The following is a 16,138-nucleotide window of genomic DNA, read 5'->3' as shown; positions in this document are numbered from 1 at the left end:
TTTAAAATGCAAAAAAGCAGGGCAAATCATCCAGACAAACTATCTCAAATTTAAATTATTCAAAAAACAAATTTCAAATTTACAATCCAAAAAGCTGCAAAACTCTCACTTTGATAGGTTGCAGAAGGGCTTGGTAATGTGGCTGTGAGGGCAGAAATGGTGTAAATTTGCTCTAAATATATGACTTACAGCCAAAACCAAATATATTGGTCAAATGCAATAAAAATGGCGCAGATAAATTTCAAAAAATAGCAAAATAATAAAATATCTAAAAATTAGCCAGCTTCAACCAGCCTAAATTTACAAGTCAAACTCTACAAATTTCTAAATTTTACTCTAAAAGAGACGATATTTGTTTTAACTATCTTACAAAGGATTTGAGATGATAGGTGGCGTAAACGGAGCTAATGTAAATTTATATAGCGGCTTTCAAAACATTAGAGAGCAAAGCGCTAGCCGTAGTAAGCCTAGCACAGATGAAAATTCTTTAAATTTATCATCTCAAAAATTAGCCAAAAACACCAATCAGATAAATTTAAGTCGCACAAACGAGAGCAAATTTAGCAAAGATGATGAGCCACTAAAATTTGCTAAAGACTACTCACTCACAGGCATAGCTGCCAATGGCAAGATAAGCATCTGGGGCAAACTCATGGGGTACGACAAGCAAATGAGTCAAGAGGAGATAAACGAGCTTAAAAGCTTTGTTAGTCAGACCGAGGCGCTTGGCTTTGGAAGACTTTACGAATCAATCATCGGATACTATCCAACAAACGTCGATCTCTTCGCGAAAGAGTACACGTCAAAAGATGATAGCGGCACCTTGCTCGGACTTGGCCGCAAAAGCCACGTGGAGGGCTTTGAGATACTTGATAAGGACCTGAGCGTCGAGGAGTTCAAGGATAGGTGGCTGGACTATGCGCTGAGGCAATATCTTGGTGAGAGGGTCGGCGTGGAGAGTATTACGATAGGTAAGAAGGCCATCTCAATGCTAACTAGCACGAACAAGCCACCGATCGAATATGAGACAATGCAAAGCATAAATTTCACTGACGATGAGAGCAGGCAGAGATTTTTAACGCTGATGAAGGCTGGCATGAAGAGCGGCGCGAAATTTAAAGAGGTGATAGAGGGCGTGCTGTCGCTTTACAATGTGCAAAATACCGACAAACTTGACGGCAACAAGGTCTATGCTTCGGTGATCGGCCGAAGCGAGAAACTAGCGACCTACGACATCAATAAAGATGAGAAATTTGCCTACCTTAAGGAGCTAATGCGCCTTGAAAAAAACGGCATAGATATACTAAAGCTAATGGAGAAAAGCCAAAAAAAGCGAAATTTGGACATAAAAGTCTAGCCATTTTTATAAATTTAACCTCCAAAGCCATCTTTTTACTTTCAAGTGATACAATTTTGATTTTAATTATTACATTTTGCTTTTAAATTTGACGGGAGCTCTTATGAAAAAAGTGGTTTGGTTAAATCCTGTTGTAAAAAATATCTACGACTTTGCCGCACTTAAAGAAATTTTGCAAGATAAAGGCTTTAGCGTAGTAGAGTGCGAAAAAGACCACGTTAAAAGCGTAAAAAACGCATACAAAAACGCTCTTGCGCAAAGTGAGCTTATTTACGATAGTCGCTGTCCGAGGGCTGTAAATTTCATCAGGGCAAATTTCAAAGAGCAGGCCGTATTCATCTCAAATTTAAACCCTATTTTGATAGAAAGCGCGCTTGAGCTTAGCTCAAAGCTAAAAGAGGATGAGTGGCTTTACGTGACGACGCCTTGTGAGGACTTGGCAGAGCATGGCAGGGGGCTAAATTTGGAGCGAACTACATTTTTGACATGGAGAAGCTTTAGGGAGCAAAACGCTATAAATTTAAAGATGCGTAGTATCGAGCAAAGTCCGGTACCGCCAGGATTTTTCACAAATTTGGGCGTAAAAACTCTAAGCCTTGGTAGCAAAGAGAAGATAGAAAATGCCCTTTCATATAAATTTAGCGAGCTTAAAAACTACCAGATTATCGAGCTTTTATACTGCGAAAACGGCTGTCACAACGGAGATGGGCTGTGAGGGAAATTTTTAAAAAGAGCATTTTGATCCTAGCGATCTTTGCCATCTGGCAGGTCGTTTGCAAGCTAGAAATTTTCACGCCGTATATCTTGCCAAGCCCCGTTGCGACCTTTAAGACGATGTATAGCATGAGCCTAAGCGGCGAGCTTGCCACACACACCATTATCAGCTTTAAGCGCATATTTGCAGGATATGCTCTCTCGTTTGCCCTAGCACTCGTGCTTGGCGGTATAGCGGCACTTTTGCCAAAGATCAGCGTTTATTACGAGTGGATACTGGAGTTTTTTAGAAATATCCCGCCGCTTAGTTTGATCGCCATTTTGGTGCTTTGGTTTGGTATAAACGAGACGCCAAAGATCATCATTATCATCCTAGCTTCGTTTTTCCCGATGTTTTTAAGCATCCAAAAAGGGCTAACGAGCTGCGATATAAAGCTCATCGAGGTTGGTAAAATTTTTGGCTTTAGTAAATTTGAAATTTTTTACAAGATCATCATAAAAAGCGCGCTAAAAGATATCTTTGTCGGCATGCGAATAGGCTTTGGCTACGCCATGCGCGCGATCATAGGAGCTGAGATGATAGCGGCTTCAAGCGGGCTAGGCTACCTCATACTCGACGCGGAGGAGCTTTCGCGCGCGGATAGGATATTTGTCGGCATTTTTACGATCGGCATTTGCGGCGTGCTTATAGATAGGATATTTTTACTTTTGATAGCGAAATTTAGCCTTTTGCGAGGTGAAAAATGATAGAAATTTCAAATTTATCCAAGCATTTTTTTATAGGCGAAAAACGTATCGACGTTTTGAGAGAGCTAAGCTTAAACGTAAAAAAAGATAAGATCACCGTCATACTTGGCAGAAGTGGATGCGGTAAAACGACGCTTTTAAGGCTTGTTGCAGGCCTTGAGAGCATTAGCTTTGGTGAGATAAAATTTAAAGAGCAAGCAAAGATCGGCTTTGTCTTTCAAGAAGCCCGCCTTATGCCCTTTCTAAACGTCTATGAAAATATCGTATTTGCGCTTAAAAAGCAGGAGATCGAGCCAGCAAAGATAGACGCTCTTATATCGATGATAGGGCTTAGCGACTTTAAATTTGCCGCAGTTTCGCAGCTCTCTGGCGGTATGAGCTCGCGCGTTTCACTTGCAAGGGTGCTTGCGTATGAGGCAAATTTGATCCTTATGGACGAGCCATTTGCCGCACTTGATGCCTTTACTAGAGCTAGCATGCAGGCTGAAATTTTAAAGATAAAGGCTGGCAAAACCATCATTTTTGTCACGCACAACATCGACGAGGCGCTATTTTTGGCGGATGAGATCATCTTGCTTGAAAAAGGCGGTATAAAGTCAAACTATGATCTATCAAATTTAGCAAGACCACGAGATCTGCTAAGCGAGGAGCTAATAGCGATAAAACGCAAAATTTTGAGTGAAATTTAGGCAAATAAAATGATAATTAAAACCAAAATGAAGCAAAAAAATATATAATCTTGAAAATTTTTAAAAGGAGTAAGTATGAGAAAGTTTTTTAAGGTTTTGTATGCGGCCTCTTTGCTTTGCCTAGTCGCAAACGCAAGCGAAGGCTTAGATAAGATCGGCATGACCTACGTCAAATCGCCGCTAAACGTCCCATCTATCGTTGATAAATTTAAAGGCTTTTACGCAAAGTCTTTTGGCGTGCCGGTTGAGTACTCTGAGATCACTTCAGGTGCGAAGCAGACGCAAGCGCTCGCTTCAAATTCTCTCCAGTTTCTAAACTGCGTGGGTGGCACTTCGGTTATACTTGCAGCTGCAAATAAGGCTGATATAAAGATCATAAGTGCCTATTCAAGGGCACCTGAAGCCTTTGTTATATTTTCAAAAGATCAAAACATCAAGTCGCCAAAAGATCTAAAAGGCAAAAAAGTAGCAGGCCCAAAAGGCACTATCCTAAACGAGCTTTTGGTTAGATACCTAGCTCTTGGCGGACTTAGCATAAACGACGTAGAGTTCATCTCTATGGGCATACCAGCTGCGCAAGCCGCAGTTGAAAACGGCAGCGTCGATGCAGCGCTTCTTGCAGGACCAGCGGCCTACAATGCTCAAAAATCAGGCCTAAATGTAGTGACAACTGGCAAAGGCGTCATCACTCCAGTCATCGTCACTGCCACAAGCGGAGAGTTTTATAAAAAGCATAAAGATGTAGTTGAGAAATTTAAAAAGGCTCAGGATGAAATTTTAGCCTACATCAAAGCAAATGAGGACGAGGCGCTTAAATTTACAGCCGAAGAGACTGGGCTTAGCATAGAGGCGGTAAAGAGCATGTATCCTCAGTACGACTTTAGCTCAAAGATCACGGCTGATGATATAAAAGCGCTTGAGGCTACGCAAGAATTTATGCTTGAGAGCAAGATGATTGAACATAAAATTGATATAAAATCACTTCTACTAAACTAAACTTAAAGGGCAAATTTGCCCTTTTTTTCCACAAAAAACACCAGAATTTAAAGCCAAAATGCCCCCAGCAAAAGCCTAGAAAACGTTTGTTTGCACTTTATCTGCTATAATAGCTAAAAAATTTAAGGAAAAAATATGATCCCATTTAGTGATGAAGAGCTTTTAAAACCAGTGACTGCGAGTTTGCAAAAGGTGCTGCCTATGCTTGAAAATGATGGCGGCGGCATGGAGCTACTTGGCATAAAAAACGGCAAAATTTACGTAAGACTAACAGGACATTGTCACGGATGCGCAGCTAGCACAACCACGCTAAAATACGGCATCGAAAGGCAGCTTCGCATAGACATTCACCCAGAGCTTGAGGTCATAAATGTTCCGATCGGCGAGGAATTTGACATTGATAGATTATAAAAAAATAGGCATAAAATATTTCAAGCGCTCTAAATTTAAAGATGCGATCTTTTACTTTTCACTAGCCTACGAAAAGACGCAGGAGAAAAATTTGCTATTTTTGATACAAATTTGCTCTCTTGGCGAGGAAAATGCCGAAGAAGCAAAGCTCTTGTTTGACTACTACATGGCGAAAGTAAGAGCCGGCGAAGACGACGAGGGCGTGGAGGAAATTTTAAAAATTTTAGAGTCCAGAGACGAGGAGAGCGAGTACTTTGAAGAGCAAGACGCGATCAGCTACGAGGACTTTAAAAGGGCTGTTTATAAGGACGGCAGCTTTAAAAAGGTCTTTGAAAACATCATGTTCTCAACCAAGGTCATGATCTCAAACAAAGACGATTTTTTGGAATTTTTAGGAAATTTGATAAAAAATGACTTCATTGATATGAGCATGAACTACCTTGAGAGTGCGGCGGTGATGTTTGGCGGCGACGAGCGTATAGACCAGCTTTTTAAAGAGATACAAAAAAGACAAAACGATGAAAATATCAGTAGAAAATAGCTTCATAACAGATGACTCAAACGAGTGCGAACATGGTGCATACTTTGTGCAAACTACTGCAAATGCGAAATTCGCAGAGGACGCAGTAAAAAATGGTGCTAAGATAATCACCCTTGAAGAGTGCAAAAAGCTTTTAAAGATCGATGAAAATCTAAAAATAGTTGGTATCACAGGGACAAATGGCAAGACCACAACGGCTGCAGCTATATACGAGACCTTGCGAAATTTAGGCAAAAAATGCGGCCTAAGTGGCACCAGAGGGGCGTTTATAGAGGGCGAGCAGATAGATGACAAGGCGCTTACTACAAGTGCCATTTTAAAGACGCTCTCATATCTCAAAGCAGCTAGCGAGCAGGGCTGTGAGTACTTCGTGATGGAGGTTAGCTCGCATGCGATCGCTCAAAAACGCATAGAGAGCTTGAAATTTGCGCTAAAAATTTTTACAAATTTAACTCAAGACCATCTTGACTACCACAAGAGCATGGAGGAGTATGCTAGGGTAAAATCAAGCTTTTTTGACGATGAGAGCGTAAAACTCATAAACATTGACGATGGCGGAGTTCAATTTAACCCAAAAAACGCCTACACATACGCGCTCAAAAAGCCAGCTAGCTTTGCGCCGATAGTTTATGGGCTAAAAGACGGCATAGACGCAGTTATCAAGACGCCAAATGGCGATGTGGAGATAGACTCAAGCCTTCAAGGTGAGTTTAATCTTTACAATCTAATAGCAGCCCTTGGCGCAGTTTGCTTACTAGAGCGCCCAGACGCAGTCGCACTTTCAAAGGCGATAAGTAAATTTAAAGGCGTGAGCGGCAGGATGGAGGTTGTTAGCACCGATCCGCTAGTCATCGTGGATTTTGCCCATACGCCAGATGGCATCGAAAAGGTGCTAAACTCGCTTAGACATCTAAATTTGATCGCAGTCTTTGGCGCAGGCGGCGATAGAGATAGGACAAAGCGCCCTAAAATGGGAGCGATAGCCCAAAAATACGCAAGAATTTGCATAGTCACTAGTGACAATCCAAGAAGCGAAGAGCCAGAGAGCATAATCGATGAAATTTGCGCTGGCATGAGCCAAAATGAAAATTTGATACGAAACGCCAACCGCAAAGAGGCGATCGCTCTAGCCATTAGTAAGCTAGAACCCGGCTGGGCGCTTGTCATACTTGGCAAAGGCGACGAGCCATATCAGGAGATAAAGGGCGTCAAGCACCCATTTAGCGACAAAGAAGTGGTGCTTGAAATTTTATCTAGATAACTTACGAAAGGAAAAACGATGAGGATTTTAAATTTAGCCTTTGTAGCTGCTTGTAGTGCGCTGCTACTAGGATGTACCACTGCTCAAAAAGAGCCGCAAAAGCTACAATCTAGCGCAAACCAAAAGAGCTATCTGGTGAGCAACCTACCTCAAAATATAGAGTATGACGGCCAAATTTATCACCAAAAATACCAAAATGAATTTACGGTGGAGTATTATTTGGAAGATGAGGGTGGCTATGGATGGAGTAAGCTAATCAGCGTTACCTATGCGCCAAGCATCAAAAACATAGATGATTTTATAACAGCGATAAAAAAAACCACAGATCCAAAAAAGGGCAAATTTAAGATAGAAAAGATAGGTAGTGACAGCTCTTACCGCGAGGAAATTTACTATCCAGAGCCAAATAATCCAAAATTTAACAGCTACGAGATAACACTAGATGTTACAAAAACGAGCGAGTGCGGGTTAGTCGGCGTATCTTTTGCTAGAAATTTTAAAACCCTTGACGAGCTAGAAAAGACGCTAAAGGCAGAGAAATTTAACGAGAAATTTTTAGCAAACAGACCAGTGATAGAGTGCAAATAAACTAAACAAGGCGGAAAATGAATATAGAAATTTTAGCTAGTAAGATCCACAGGGCCGTCGTAACAGACGCAAATTTAAATTACGTTGGCTCGATCAGTATCGGCGAGGAGCTTATAAAGGCTGCAAATTTGATAGAAAATCAAAAGGTTGAAATTTTAGACGTAAATAATGGCGAGAGATTTGCCACCTACGTGATAAAGGGCAAAAAAGGCGAAATTTGCCTAAACGGCGCGGCTGCTAGAAAGGTCTGCGTTGGCGACGTGGTCATCATCGTGGCTTATGCTAGTATGAAATTTAAAAAGGCTAAGAAATTTAAGCCAACCATCGTGCATGTAAATAACAAAAACGAGATCATAAAGGAGTAGGCGATGTTTGAGGGATTTGACTTTTCAAAGATGGGGCAGATGCTTGAAGATGTGCAAAAGCAAGCCAAACAGATGGAAGAAGAGAGCAAAAATAAAGAATTTGGCGCAAAAAGTGGCGGCGGGCTAGTGAGCGTTAGAGCAAACGGCAGCGGCGAGATACTTGATATCAGCATAGATGATAGCTTGCTTGAAGATAAAGAGAGCATGCAAATTTTGCTAATAAGCGCCGTAAATGACGTGCTAAAATCAGTTGAGGCCGATAAGAAAAACACCGCTTCAAGGATGCTTGGCGGTCTTGCTTCGATGGGGATAAAATGAGACTAAAATATAAATTTGCCCTTGCTTTTTTGCTATCAGCGCTTTGCCTAAACGCCGATCCTAGGCCTACGCAAGAGGACTTTAACGCCTGCTTTGAAAAGAACAAAAACTCAATCGTCTCGGTAAATAAACACTTTGGCGTGGCTATCACTAAAAATTTGATTGCAGTGCCAAAAAGTGACGGAGCTCCGCTTGGCGAATATGTCAAATTTGACCCGTATTTGCAGCTTTTCTTAGTGCGCTCTAGCAAGGAGCTAAGCCCTGTTGTGATGGCTGATGAGACCAATGAGGAGCGCATCAAAAAGAGCACTTGGGTTGGCATCTTAAACGACTCTAATAACACCGTCATGGGTCACATTAAGTCTTTGGGGCAAAATTTAGGCGACTTTGACACGCTAAGCTTCGAGTACAACGCAACTGGCGAGATAAACACCCCTTGTTGTAAGATGATAGGCATAGCTGTTGGAGCTGATAAATTTATACCAAATCGCTATCTAAAGCACTTTGTATCTTACGATGACGTATATTACGGCGATATCGGCGTGAAATTCTTGCAAAAAGAGGATAAATTTTTTGTGGGTCTTGTTGATCCTTTGGGTCGCGGCAAGATGATGATGGTTGATGATGAGCTTGTTACGATAAATGGCATCAAGCCAAAGAGCCTAAGAGAGCTAAATGAGATGGTGCTTTTTGCTCCAAAAGGCGCAAAACTGGACATCATTGTAAAGCGTGATAGGCAAGAACTACTCTTTCAAGTGCCAGTAAGCGGGGATGTGAAATTTAACCAAAGCCTAGACATTGACGCCCCTTCAAGCCTTGATCTGCCAAATTTAAACGTCATGCCAAAGTCGCCTGAGAGCTTGCTAGATGATAAAGTTTTGGTGGATTATGGTATCACGGTTGATAAAAATTTAGTCGTTACTAAGGTCGAGCCAAAGTCAAATGCTGACATCTTTGGCATCAAAATAGGCGATAAAATTTTAGGCTACAACAAAGAGAGTGTGAGCAACCGCGAGGAGCTTTTAGAAAAGATCAGCGATCTGCAAAATTTCGTGCTTTTATTTACTAGAAATGACTTTCAGTTTTTTGCAAGAGTGCCAAAATGAGCCTACTTGAGGACTTCGTAAAATTTCTAAATGCAAATTTGCCAAAAGCACCGAGCTTTCATCCTTACTACGAGGAGGCGCTTGGCGTTATGCTAAAGGCTGGAGGCAAGCACTTTAGGGCGCTATTGCTTCTTGGTGTGGTGGAAAATGTCGATAAAAGCCTCACGCAAAAGGCGATGAGAGTGGCTTTGGGACTTGAGATGATGCACACATACTCGCTCATCCATGATGATCTGCCGTCTATGGATAACGCAAGCCTAAGACGCGGCACACCAACGCTTCACGTCACATACGACGAGACTACTGCCATACTTGCAGGAGATGCGCTAAATACGCATGCTTTTTATGAAATTTCACGTGCCAACTTGCCAGCTGACACTCGTATAAAATGCGTTGAAATTTTAAGCCAAAATGCTGGCGTTAGCGGTATGGTGCTAGGTCAGGCACTGGATTGTTTTTTTGAAAATACAAACAAAGAGGATATAAAAAGAGCAAAGGCTAAATTTGGCCTCTCTGGCAAGATGTTAAGCCTTGATGAGCTAGTCTTTTTGCACATCCATAAAACCGCAAAGCTCATCGCTGCTAGCCTAAAAATGGGCGCTGTGATAGCAAATTTAGCTGAAAATGAGTGCGAGAAAATTTACGATATCGGCCTAAAGCTTGGGCTTGCTTTTCAGATACAAGACGATATCATCGATCTTACAAGCGACGAAGCGGCCGCTGGAAAGCCCGTGCATAACGATCTAGCTAAAAACTCATTTACAAATTTACTTGGTCTATCTGGTGCAAAAAAGAAAAAAGATGAGCTAATTTGCCAGATAGAAGAGGCGCTAAAACAGGTAGATGCAAATATCGCAAAAATGATCTTAGAGCTTACAGACAAGCATCTAAGATAGTGCGTAATTTTCGTAAATTTATATCACTTTTTAGACATTTTGGGCAAAAATGCAAGGCAAGTTTTAATCACTTTTTTGTATAATCTGACGCAATAAAAAGGAGATCATATGCTAAAAAAACAAGCCGATACTATAAGATTTTTGTGCGCTGATATGGTGCAAAACGCTAACAGCGGACACCCAGGTGCTCCTATGGGCCTAGCTGATATCATGGTGGTTTTAAGCAACTTTTTAAAACACAACCCTAAAAATCCAAAATGGCTAAACAGAGATAGGCTCGTTTTTAGCGGTGGTCACGCATCAAGTTTGGTTTACAGCTTCTTGCACCTAAGCGGCTACGATCTAAGCCTAGATGAGCTTAAGAAATTTCGCCAACTTGGCTCAAACACCCCAGGACACCCAGAAATTCACACTCCAGGCGTTGAGATGGCTACTGGCCCGCTTGGTCAAGGCGTAGCAAATGCAGTTGGTCTAGCCATGGCAGAAAAATACGCTGCAAACGTGCTAAATGAGCCAGATAATAAAATAATCGATCATAAAATTTACTGTCTTTGTGGTGACGGCGATCTTGAAGAGGGCATAAGCTACGAGGCATGTTCGATCGCAGGAAATTTAAGACTAGACAACCTTGTGCTAATCTACGACTCAAACAACATCACGATCGAGGGCGATACAGCGATCGCATTTAGCGAGGACGTCAAGGCAAGATTTGAGGCGCAGGGCTGGGAGGTCGCACGCATCGACGGACACGACTACAACCAGATCGAATTTGCACTTGAGCAAGCAAGCGAGAAAGAGTCGCCATATCTCATCATCGCAAACACACACATAGCACGCGGCGCAATGGAGCTTGAAGGCAGCCACCATAGCCACGGCGCACCGCTTGGCGAGGAGATCATCAAGAAGGCAAAGGCCGCAGCTGGCTTTGACCCTGAGAAGAAATTTGCTATCGATGAGGACGTGCTTTTAAGATTTAGAGGTGCAGTTGAAAAGGGCGATCTTGAAGAGGCGATGTGGAACAAAAAGGTTGAGGCGTTAAGCATTGAAGGCAAAAATTTATTAAATTCACTTCTTAATCCAGACTTTAGCAAGATCGAATTTCCAGACTTTAGCGATAAAAAGCTAGCCACAAGAGATACAAACCATGTCATTTTAAATGAGATAGCTAAAAAACTCCCTGGCTTTATCGGCGGTAGCGCTGATCTTGCTCCTTCAAACAAGACCGAGCTAAAGGGTATGGGCGACTTCCCAAATGGCAAAAACATCCACTACGGCATCAGAGAGCACGCCATGGCAGCTATCAACAACGGCATCGCTAGATACGGTCTTTTCTTGCCATTTTCAGCGACATTTTTTATCTTCAGCGACTATCTAAAGCCAAGTGCTAGGATAGCAGCGCTAATGGGCATCAAGCACTTTTTTGTCTTCACACACGATAGCATCGGCGTTGGCGAAGATGGTCCGACACATCAGCCTATCGAGCAGCTTAGCACATTTAGAGCGATGCCAAATTTCTACACTTTTCGCCCAGCTGATGGCAACGAAAACGCAGCTAGCTGGCAAGTGGCTTTAAATTTAAACGCTCCAAGTGCCTTTGTGCTTAGCCGCCAAGGGCTTGACCCACTTGCAAAAGGCGAATTTGGCGAGGTTAGCAACGGCGCATATCTTGTAAGCTCGGCAAAAGATGCGAAGATCACATTTATAGCAAGCGGCAGCGAGGTCTCACTCTGCGTAAAAGCAGCTGCACTTTTAGCTGAGCAAGGTGTGGGTGCAAATATCGTATCAGCGCCTTGTTTTGACCTACTTTGCGAGCAGCCAGCTGAGTATGTGGCTAGAATTTTAGATAAAAACACAACCATCATCGCAGTTGAGGCAGCAACTGGCTATGAGTGGTATAAATTTGCCGACGCAGTTTATGGTATGAACAGCTTTGGCGCTAGCGGCAAGGCAAATGAACTATTTGACCACTTCGGATTTACTCCGAAAAAGCTTGCAAATTTTGCTAGCGAACTTATATAAAATTTAACTTTGGGGAGTAAAATCCCCAGCTGCAATCTAAAATCAAAAAGGCATTTTATGGAAATTTCTCACGTTATCGTTTTGGCCTTGGTGCAAGGCATAAGCGAGTTTTTGCCGATATCAAGCTCGGCTCATCTCATCTTGGTGCCAAAGCTACTTGGCTGGCCAGATCAAGGGCTTGCTTTTGACGTGGCAGTGCATGTTGGTACGCTAAGCGCGATACTTTTTTATTTTAAAGATACGATTTTTAAGCTACTTCGCGACTTTTTTGCCTCGATAGCGCAACGAAAGATGGTTGGCGATAGCTTGCTTGTCTGGTGCGTGGGATTTGCCACTATCCCAGTTGGCATCTTTGGGCTTTTGTTTAACAACGTGATCGAAGAGTACGCAAGAAGCGGCGTTGTGATCGCAGTTACAACTATCATCTTTGGCATCGCACTTTACTTTGCCGACCTTCGCTCATCAAACAAGAGCGAATACGAAATGACCATAAAATTTGCCCTCATAATAGGCTTAGCGCAGGCTGTGGCACTCATCCCTGGCGTCTCAAGATCAGGCATAACGATGACAGCGGCACTTTTTTTAGGATTTAGCCATAAAGGCAGTGCAAATTTCTCATTTTTACTTTCGATCCCTGTCATCATCCTAGCTGGCGGACTTGAGAGCATCAAGCTTATAAAAGATCCAAACGCGCTTCCTTGGAGCGACATCGCCCTTGGCGTCATCATAAGTGCAGTTAGTGCTTATATCTGCGTGAAGCTTTTTATGGGGATCATCTCAAGGATCAGGATGCTGCCTTTTGTCATCTACCGCTTGATCTTGGGTGCGTTTTTACTCTATCTATTCTTATAAATTTAAGTGATGAAAAGGGCTAGGCTAAGACCTAGCCAAAATGATAAATTTGCCAAAAACTTGGCAAATTTACTCCTCTTTTTTATCTTTTTTTATGACGTTTATGAAGTCTTTTGCGGCTTGATATGCTCTGTCGCCAAATTTCTTAGCTTCTGATTTTATATCCATTTGTTTGATGTCTTCAAGCTTATCATTTGCTTTTTTCTCAAACTCTGCGATATCTTGTTTGAGGCCTTCAAGCTTATCGTTTGCGTCAAAATTTAGCTTTAGCTTTTTGCTCTTGTCGTTTAGCTCTTGCTTTAGGGCTTCAAATTTATTGTTCGCCTCGCTCACAAACTTTGCAACGCCGTTTGACTTTAGCTCTTCAAGCCTTGAGCTGATCTGCTCCATCGCTTGATCGCTTATGCGTTTAAATTTTGCTAGATTTGTGTCAAGCTCGCTATTTATCACGCTTTCGATCTCGCTTTTAGCCACGCCGTCAAATTCATTTTCAAGCTCTTTAAGAAGCGCTATAAACTCTTCATCCACGTTTTTTAAATTTAAAAGCTGTGAGTTTAGCCTTAGCTCGTCTGGAGCAAATTTAGCCTCATCTTTTAGCTTTTCAATAGCTCTTAAAATGCCATCTCTCGTGCCATTTATCGCGCCTTTTATGAGCTCTTTTGCAAAGATGTGCCCCTCATTTGCTAAATTCCCCGCTGCACTGATGATATTTTTTGAAATTTCAAACATTCGCTCTTTGCTAAATTCCCCGCCTCTTATCGCAGCGTAGGTCATATTTTTAGCTATCGCGCCAGCGGTCTCTTCGACATCTTTTGCGCCTTCAAGTGTTGTTAAAAAGGCGATTTGAGCGCTCTCTTTTAAGATGCCAAGCATCCTTGTTTCTCTGATAATGGCGTTGTTTAAAAGCTCTAAAATTTCCTCTTTTTCGCCAAAATTTCTATCTTTTACGACCTCTTCAGCCGCTTCAAATGAAATTTTTAGCCTATTTTTTATCTCTTCACGCTTTGCCTCGATGGCTCTATTTATCTCATCTCTTTTATCAAATAGCTCATAAAGCTCCTTCTCTTCGCCGCTAACTAGAGCTTGATTTATCCCCTCCATAGCGCTTTTTAGATTTTTGGCACTTATGAGGCTCTCTTTATCCATCTTGTCGTAAAGCTCGTTCATCTTTTGCTTCAAAAGATCAGGCAGTGTGTTTTCGTCTTTGTCTGAGACGTCCTTAAAAAAGTCGTTGCAAAGAGCCTTTATGCTAGTTAGTAGCCCCTCGCTATCTTTATAATCACGTAAATTTTTCTCAAGTTTATCCATATTTTTGCCTTATAAAACGTATTTTGTTTCGTGTTTTAGCGCTGAAAAAATCTCTAGCCTCTCTTCTTCGCTTAAAACTAGCACAGCTAGATCGTAGCTAGCGTATTTTTTATCTTTGCTAAATTTTGAAAAAACTAGCTTAAATTCTCTATCTTTTACTATCTCTTTTACCTTCTCTTCGGCATTTACGCCAGCGTCAAATATCACTTTATACTCCCAGTGTGTTGGGTAGTCGATTTTTGCCTTTTTGTTATTTAGATCGCATATATTCGCCACTTTTGCCTCCTGTTTTGCTCTCTAGTACGATGCTTCCGATCTCCATACCTTTATCTATGGCTTTTACCATATCATAAATAGTAAGAAGTCCCACGCTTACGCCTGTTAGCGCCTCCATCTCGACGCCTGTTTTGCCCTCTATCTTTACGCTTACAAAAAGCTTAAAAGCGCAAATTTCAGGCAGCTCCTCGATGTCACAATCCACGCCTAAAATGGCCAGTGGATGGCACATAGGTATTAGCTCGCTTGTCTTTTTAGCGCCCATTATCGCAGCGACAACGGCTGTTTGGATGACTGGTCCTTTTTTGCCTGTGTTTTCTTTGATCGCCTTAAAAGCATCTTTGCTCATTTTGATGATCCCACTAGCAGTTGCTACTCTTTTAGTTGGATCTTTTGGGCTTACATCGACCATCTTTGGACGGTCTTTTTCATCTAAATGTGTTAGCATTATCTCTCCTTTTTTTGGTGGATTATAGCCTATTTAAACAAATTTAAGTTATCAGCAAATTTAAGCAAAAAATATCAAAAACCTAAAATTTAGCCCTCGCTCAAAACGCAAGAGAAATTTTTCATTTCTTAATATAATTATATAATTTAAATAATTTTTTTAAAGAAATATTTATAATTTAAATTTTTAATGCAAAGAAAGCCTAAAATACGAATTTTTATAGATAATAAATTTTATCAAAAATATATTTCTATCCATTAAATTCCAAAGTCTATTTATTGTAAATGGCAAAATTTAAAAAAAATTATTGATATTTTTCTTTAAAAGCTTAAGAAAACAAACTAACTTCTAATTTGCTTTTAAGATATGAATATGTATATTTTTGTTAATTTTAAATTTACGATGAAAGCAACCTAGATAATGAAATTTCTGCTATGTCTTAGCTTATCTTTGATAGCGCTTTTTGCTGAGAGTAAGGGCTGCTTCGTTGATGAAAATAGTCAAAACATCATCTTTGTAAAAGATGGCGAGACAAAAAGCCTAGGACTAAAGGAGAAAATTTACAAAGATCAAAGATGTGCTTATGATGAGAGCTCTTTTTACGTTGCAAATTTAAACAACGAGATCGTAAAGGTAGCTAGCGAGAGGGAATTTTTATTTGCACTGCCAAATGTCGGCTGTAAGGTTTCAAATATCTTGCTAGATAAAGAGAAAATTTACGTCGCTTGCGATATGGCAAATGTCGTAACGATCGCTACTTTTGACAAGAGTTCTAAAAAATTTATATCAAAAAATTTTAACAATGTTTATAAAATTTCTAGCTTTTTGCCGCTTAGCGGGGGAGTGTTTTTTACAAGCTTTAATGGCAAGGCATTTTTGCTTGATAACAAGCTTAACGCAAAAGAGCAAAAAAGCGTTGGCTTTGCGCCCATTAGCGCTTGTAAATTTAGCGATGATGAAATTTTCATAGGCTTTAGAAACGGAGAAATTTTAGATCTTAAAAGTGGAGCTAAAAAGCAAGTTTTAAGATCTAAAATTTCAGCTCTTGCTTGCGCGGGAGATGAGGTTTTGGTAGCTGGCGAGGACGGAGTGATCTATAAATTTGACAAAAGCTTTAAGCTAAAGGGTAAAAAAGAGCTTTTTAGCGGCGAGATAAAAGAAATTTTTATAGATAAAAACGTGCTTGTTGGCGTGGATCTAGGTAATAAGACAAAGAGTTTAGAGATAAATTCATTTTAAAAAGGAG

At 41.1% G+C, this 16,138-nt stretch carries 19 protein-coding genes; 16 read left to right on the top strand and 3 right to left on the bottom strand.

Annotated features, from left to right (window positions below):
* Positions 1-382: 382 nt before the first annotated feature.
* The 15 genes from CYO89_RS02500 (at position 383) to CYO89_RS02430 (ending at position 12,860) form a co-directional block, all read left to right on the top strand.
* Entirely contained in the window at positions 383-1,357 is a 975-nt protein-coding gene (locus tag CYO89_RS02500; protein WP_103597032.1) for a hypothetical protein, read from the top strand.
* 103 nt (positions 1,358-1,460) lie between these two features.
* Positions 1,461-2,072 carry a hypothetical protein gene (locus CYO89_RS02495; protein WP_103597031.1) on the top strand — a complete coding sequence of 204 codons (612 nt, stop codon included), beginning with the start codon at positions 1,461-1,463 and terminating at the stop codon, positions 2,070-2,072.
* On the top strand, positions 2,069-2,818 hold the full coding sequence (locus CYO89_RS02490; protein WP_103597030.1) for an ABC transporter permease: 750 nt from the start codon (positions 2,069-2,071) through the stop codon (positions 2,816-2,818). Before CYO89_RS02495 ends, CYO89_RS02490 begins: the two co-directional genes overlap by 4 nt.
* On the top strand, positions 2,815-3,507 hold the full coding sequence (locus tag CYO89_RS02485) for an ABC transporter ATP-binding protein (protein ID WP_103597029.1): 693 nt from the start codon (positions 2,815-2,817) through the stop codon (positions 3,505-3,507). The genes CYO89_RS02490 and CYO89_RS02485 overlap by 4 nt, the downstream gene beginning before the upstream one ends.
* Positions 3,508-3,582: 75 nt before the next feature.
* Entirely contained in the window at positions 3,583-4,503 is a 921-nt protein-coding gene (locus tag CYO89_RS02480) for an NrtA/SsuA/CpmA family ABC transporter substrate-binding protein (RefSeq protein ID WP_103597028.1), read from the top strand.
* 135 nt (positions 4,504-4,638) lie between these two features.
* Positions 4,639-4,914 (top strand): NifU family protein, encoded by a 276-nt coding sequence (locus CYO89_RS02475; protein WP_009295267.1) that lies wholly within the window; start codon positions 4,639-4,641, stop codon positions 4,912-4,914.
* Complete coding sequence (locus CYO89_RS02470) at positions 4,901-5,455, top strand: hypothetical protein (RefSeq protein ID WP_009295268.1); 555 nt, start codon at positions 4,901-4,903, stop codon at positions 5,453-5,455. Before CYO89_RS02475 ends, CYO89_RS02470 begins: the two co-directional genes overlap by 14 nt.
* Positions 5,433-6,716 carry a UDP-N-acetylmuramoyl-L-alanyl-D-glutamate--2,6-diaminopimelate ligase gene (locus CYO89_RS02465; RefSeq protein ID WP_103597027.1) on the top strand — a complete coding sequence of 428 codons (1,284 nt, stop codon included), beginning with the start codon at positions 5,433-5,435 and terminating at the stop codon, positions 6,714-6,716. Before CYO89_RS02470 ends, CYO89_RS02465 begins: the two co-directional genes overlap by 23 nt.
* 18 nt (positions 6,717-6,734) lie before the next feature.
* Complete coding sequence (locus tag CYO89_RS02460; RefSeq protein ID WP_103597026.1) at positions 6,735-7,304, top strand: hypothetical protein; 570 nt, start codon at positions 6,735-6,737, stop codon at positions 7,302-7,304.
* A gap of 17 nt (positions 7,305-7,321) precedes the next feature.
* Positions 7,322-7,669 carry an aspartate 1-decarboxylase gene (gene panD, locus CYO89_RS02455; protein WP_002941539.1) on the top strand — a complete coding sequence of 116 codons (348 nt, stop codon included), beginning with the start codon at positions 7,322-7,324 and terminating at the stop codon, positions 7,667-7,669.
* Between the two features lie 3 nt (positions 7,670-7,672).
* Positions 7,673-7,987, top strand: a complete 315-nt coding sequence (locus CYO89_RS02450; RefSeq protein ID WP_002941513.1) for a YbaB/EbfC family nucleoid-associated protein — start codon at positions 7,673-7,675, stop codon at positions 7,985-7,987.
* A complete protein-coding gene (locus CYO89_RS02445) occupies positions 7,984-9,093 on the top strand; it encodes a DUF7488 domain-containing protein (RefSeq protein ID WP_103597025.1) in 1,110 nt (369 codons plus the stop codon). Before CYO89_RS02450 ends, CYO89_RS02445 begins: the two co-directional genes overlap by 4 nt.
* The gene (locus CYO89_RS02440) at positions 9,090-9,989 is read left to right on the top strand and encodes a polyprenyl synthetase family protein (protein ID WP_103597024.1); all 900 of its coding nucleotides are present in this window, start codon (positions 9,090-9,092) and stop codon (positions 9,987-9,989) included. The genes CYO89_RS02445 and CYO89_RS02440 overlap by 4 nt, the downstream gene beginning before the upstream one ends.
* Positions 9,990-10,097: 108 nt before the next feature.
* Entirely contained in the window at positions 10,098-12,008 is a 1,911-nt protein-coding gene (tkt, locus tag CYO89_RS02435) for a transketolase (protein WP_103597023.1), read from the top strand.
* Between the two features lie 57 nt (positions 12,009-12,065).
* Complete coding sequence (locus CYO89_RS02430; RefSeq protein WP_103597022.1) at positions 12,066-12,860, top strand: undecaprenyl-diphosphate phosphatase; 795 nt, start codon at positions 12,066-12,068, stop codon at positions 12,858-12,860.
* Positions 12,861-12,929: 69 nt separating this feature from the next.
* Here the strand turns inward: CYO89_RS02430 and CYO89_RS02425 are convergent, their stop codons facing one another.
* Genes CYO89_RS02425 through moaC form a run of 3 tightly spaced genes read right to left on the bottom strand, consistent with a single transcriptional unit; the run spans position 12,930 to position 14,895 of the window.
* A complete protein-coding gene (locus CYO89_RS02425) occupies positions 12,930-14,168 on the bottom strand; it encodes a hypothetical protein (RefSeq protein ID WP_103597021.1) in 1,239 nt (412 codons plus the stop codon).
* A 9-nt stretch (positions 14,169-14,177) separates the two neighbouring features.
* Positions 14,178-14,444, bottom strand: a complete 267-nt coding sequence (locus CYO89_RS02420) for an HP0495 family protein (protein ID WP_103597020.1) — start codon at positions 14,442-14,444, stop codon at positions 14,178-14,180.
* Positions 14,419-14,895: a cyclic pyranopterin monophosphate synthase MoaC gene (gene moaC / locus CYO89_RS02415; RefSeq protein ID WP_181001873.1), complete on the bottom strand. Its 477-nt coding sequence runs from the start codon at positions 14,893-14,895 to the stop codon at positions 14,419-14,421. The genes CYO89_RS02420 and moaC overlap by 26 nt, the downstream gene beginning before the upstream one ends.
* 417 nt (positions 14,896-15,312) lie before the next feature.
* On the opposite strand from moaC, the gene CYO89_RS02410 reads away from it, so the two are divergent.
* On the top strand, positions 15,313-16,131 hold the full coding sequence (locus CYO89_RS02410; protein ID WP_103597018.1) for an ATP-dependent protease: 819 nt from the start codon (positions 15,313-15,315) through the stop codon (positions 16,129-16,131).
* Positions 16,132-16,138 lie beyond the last annotated feature (7 nt).

This window comes from Campylobacter concisus, from assembly GCF_002913765.1.
Lineage (GTDB): Bacteria > Campylobacterota > Campylobacteria > Campylobacterales > Campylobacteraceae > Campylobacter_A > Campylobacter_A concisus_BB.
The sequence above is the reverse complement of the archived record's forward strand: the minus strand, read 5'-3'. Positions and strand labels throughout refer to the sequence as shown.

Coding starts and splice junctions, on each gene's coding strand:
- CYO89_RS02440 (WP_103597024.1), top strand. CDS start 9,090: ATGAGCCTACTTGAGGACTTCGTAAAATTTCTAAATGCAAATTTGCCA.
- CYO89_RS02430 (WP_103597022.1), top strand. CDS start 12,066: ATGGAAATTTCTCACGTTATCGTTTTGGCCTTGGTGCAAGGCATAAGC.
- tkt (WP_103597023.1), top strand. CDS start 10,098: ATGCTAAAAAAACAAGCCGATACTATAAGATTTTTGTGCGCTGATATG.
- CYO89_RS02465 (WP_103597027.1), top strand. CDS start 5,433: ATGAAAATATCAGTAGAAAATAGCTTCATAACAGATGACTCAAACGAG.
- CYO89_RS02450 (WP_002941513.1), top strand. CDS start 7,673: ATGTTTGAGGGATTTGACTTTTCAAAGATGGGGCAGATGCTTGAAGAT.
- CYO89_RS02475 (WP_009295267.1), top strand. CDS start 4,639: ATGATCCCATTTAGTGATGAAGAGCTTTTAAAACCAGTGACTGCGAGT.
- CYO89_RS02460 (WP_103597026.1), top strand. CDS start 6,735: ATGAGGATTTTAAATTTAGCCTTTGTAGCTGCTTGTAGTGCGCTGCTA.
- CYO89_RS02410 (WP_103597018.1), top strand. CDS start 15,313: ATGAAATTTCTGCTATGTCTTAGCTTATCTTTGATAGCGCTTTTTGCT.
- CYO89_RS02480 (WP_103597028.1), top strand. CDS start 3,583: ATGAGAAAGTTTTTTAAGGTTTTGTATGCGGCCTCTTTGCTTTGCCTA.
- CYO89_RS02425 (WP_103597021.1), bottom strand. CDS start 14,168: ATGGATAAACTTGAGAAAAATTTACGTGATTATAAAGATAGCGAGGGG.
- panD (WP_002941539.1), top strand. CDS start 7,322: ATGAATATAGAAATTTTAGCTAGTAAGATCCACAGGGCCGTCGTAACA.
- CYO89_RS02495 (WP_103597031.1), top strand. CDS start 1,461: ATGAAAAAAGTGGTTTGGTTAAATCCTGTTGTAAAAAATATCTACGAC.
- CYO89_RS02485 (WP_103597029.1), top strand. CDS start 2,815: ATGATAGAAATTTCAAATTTATCCAAGCATTTTTTTATAGGCGAAAAA.
- CYO89_RS02500 (WP_103597032.1), top strand. CDS start 383: ATGATAGGTGGCGTAAACGGAGCTAATGTAAATTTATATAGCGGCTTT.
- CYO89_RS02445 (WP_103597025.1), top strand. CDS start 7,984: ATGAGACTAAAATATAAATTTGCCCTTGCTTTTTTGCTATCAGCGCTT.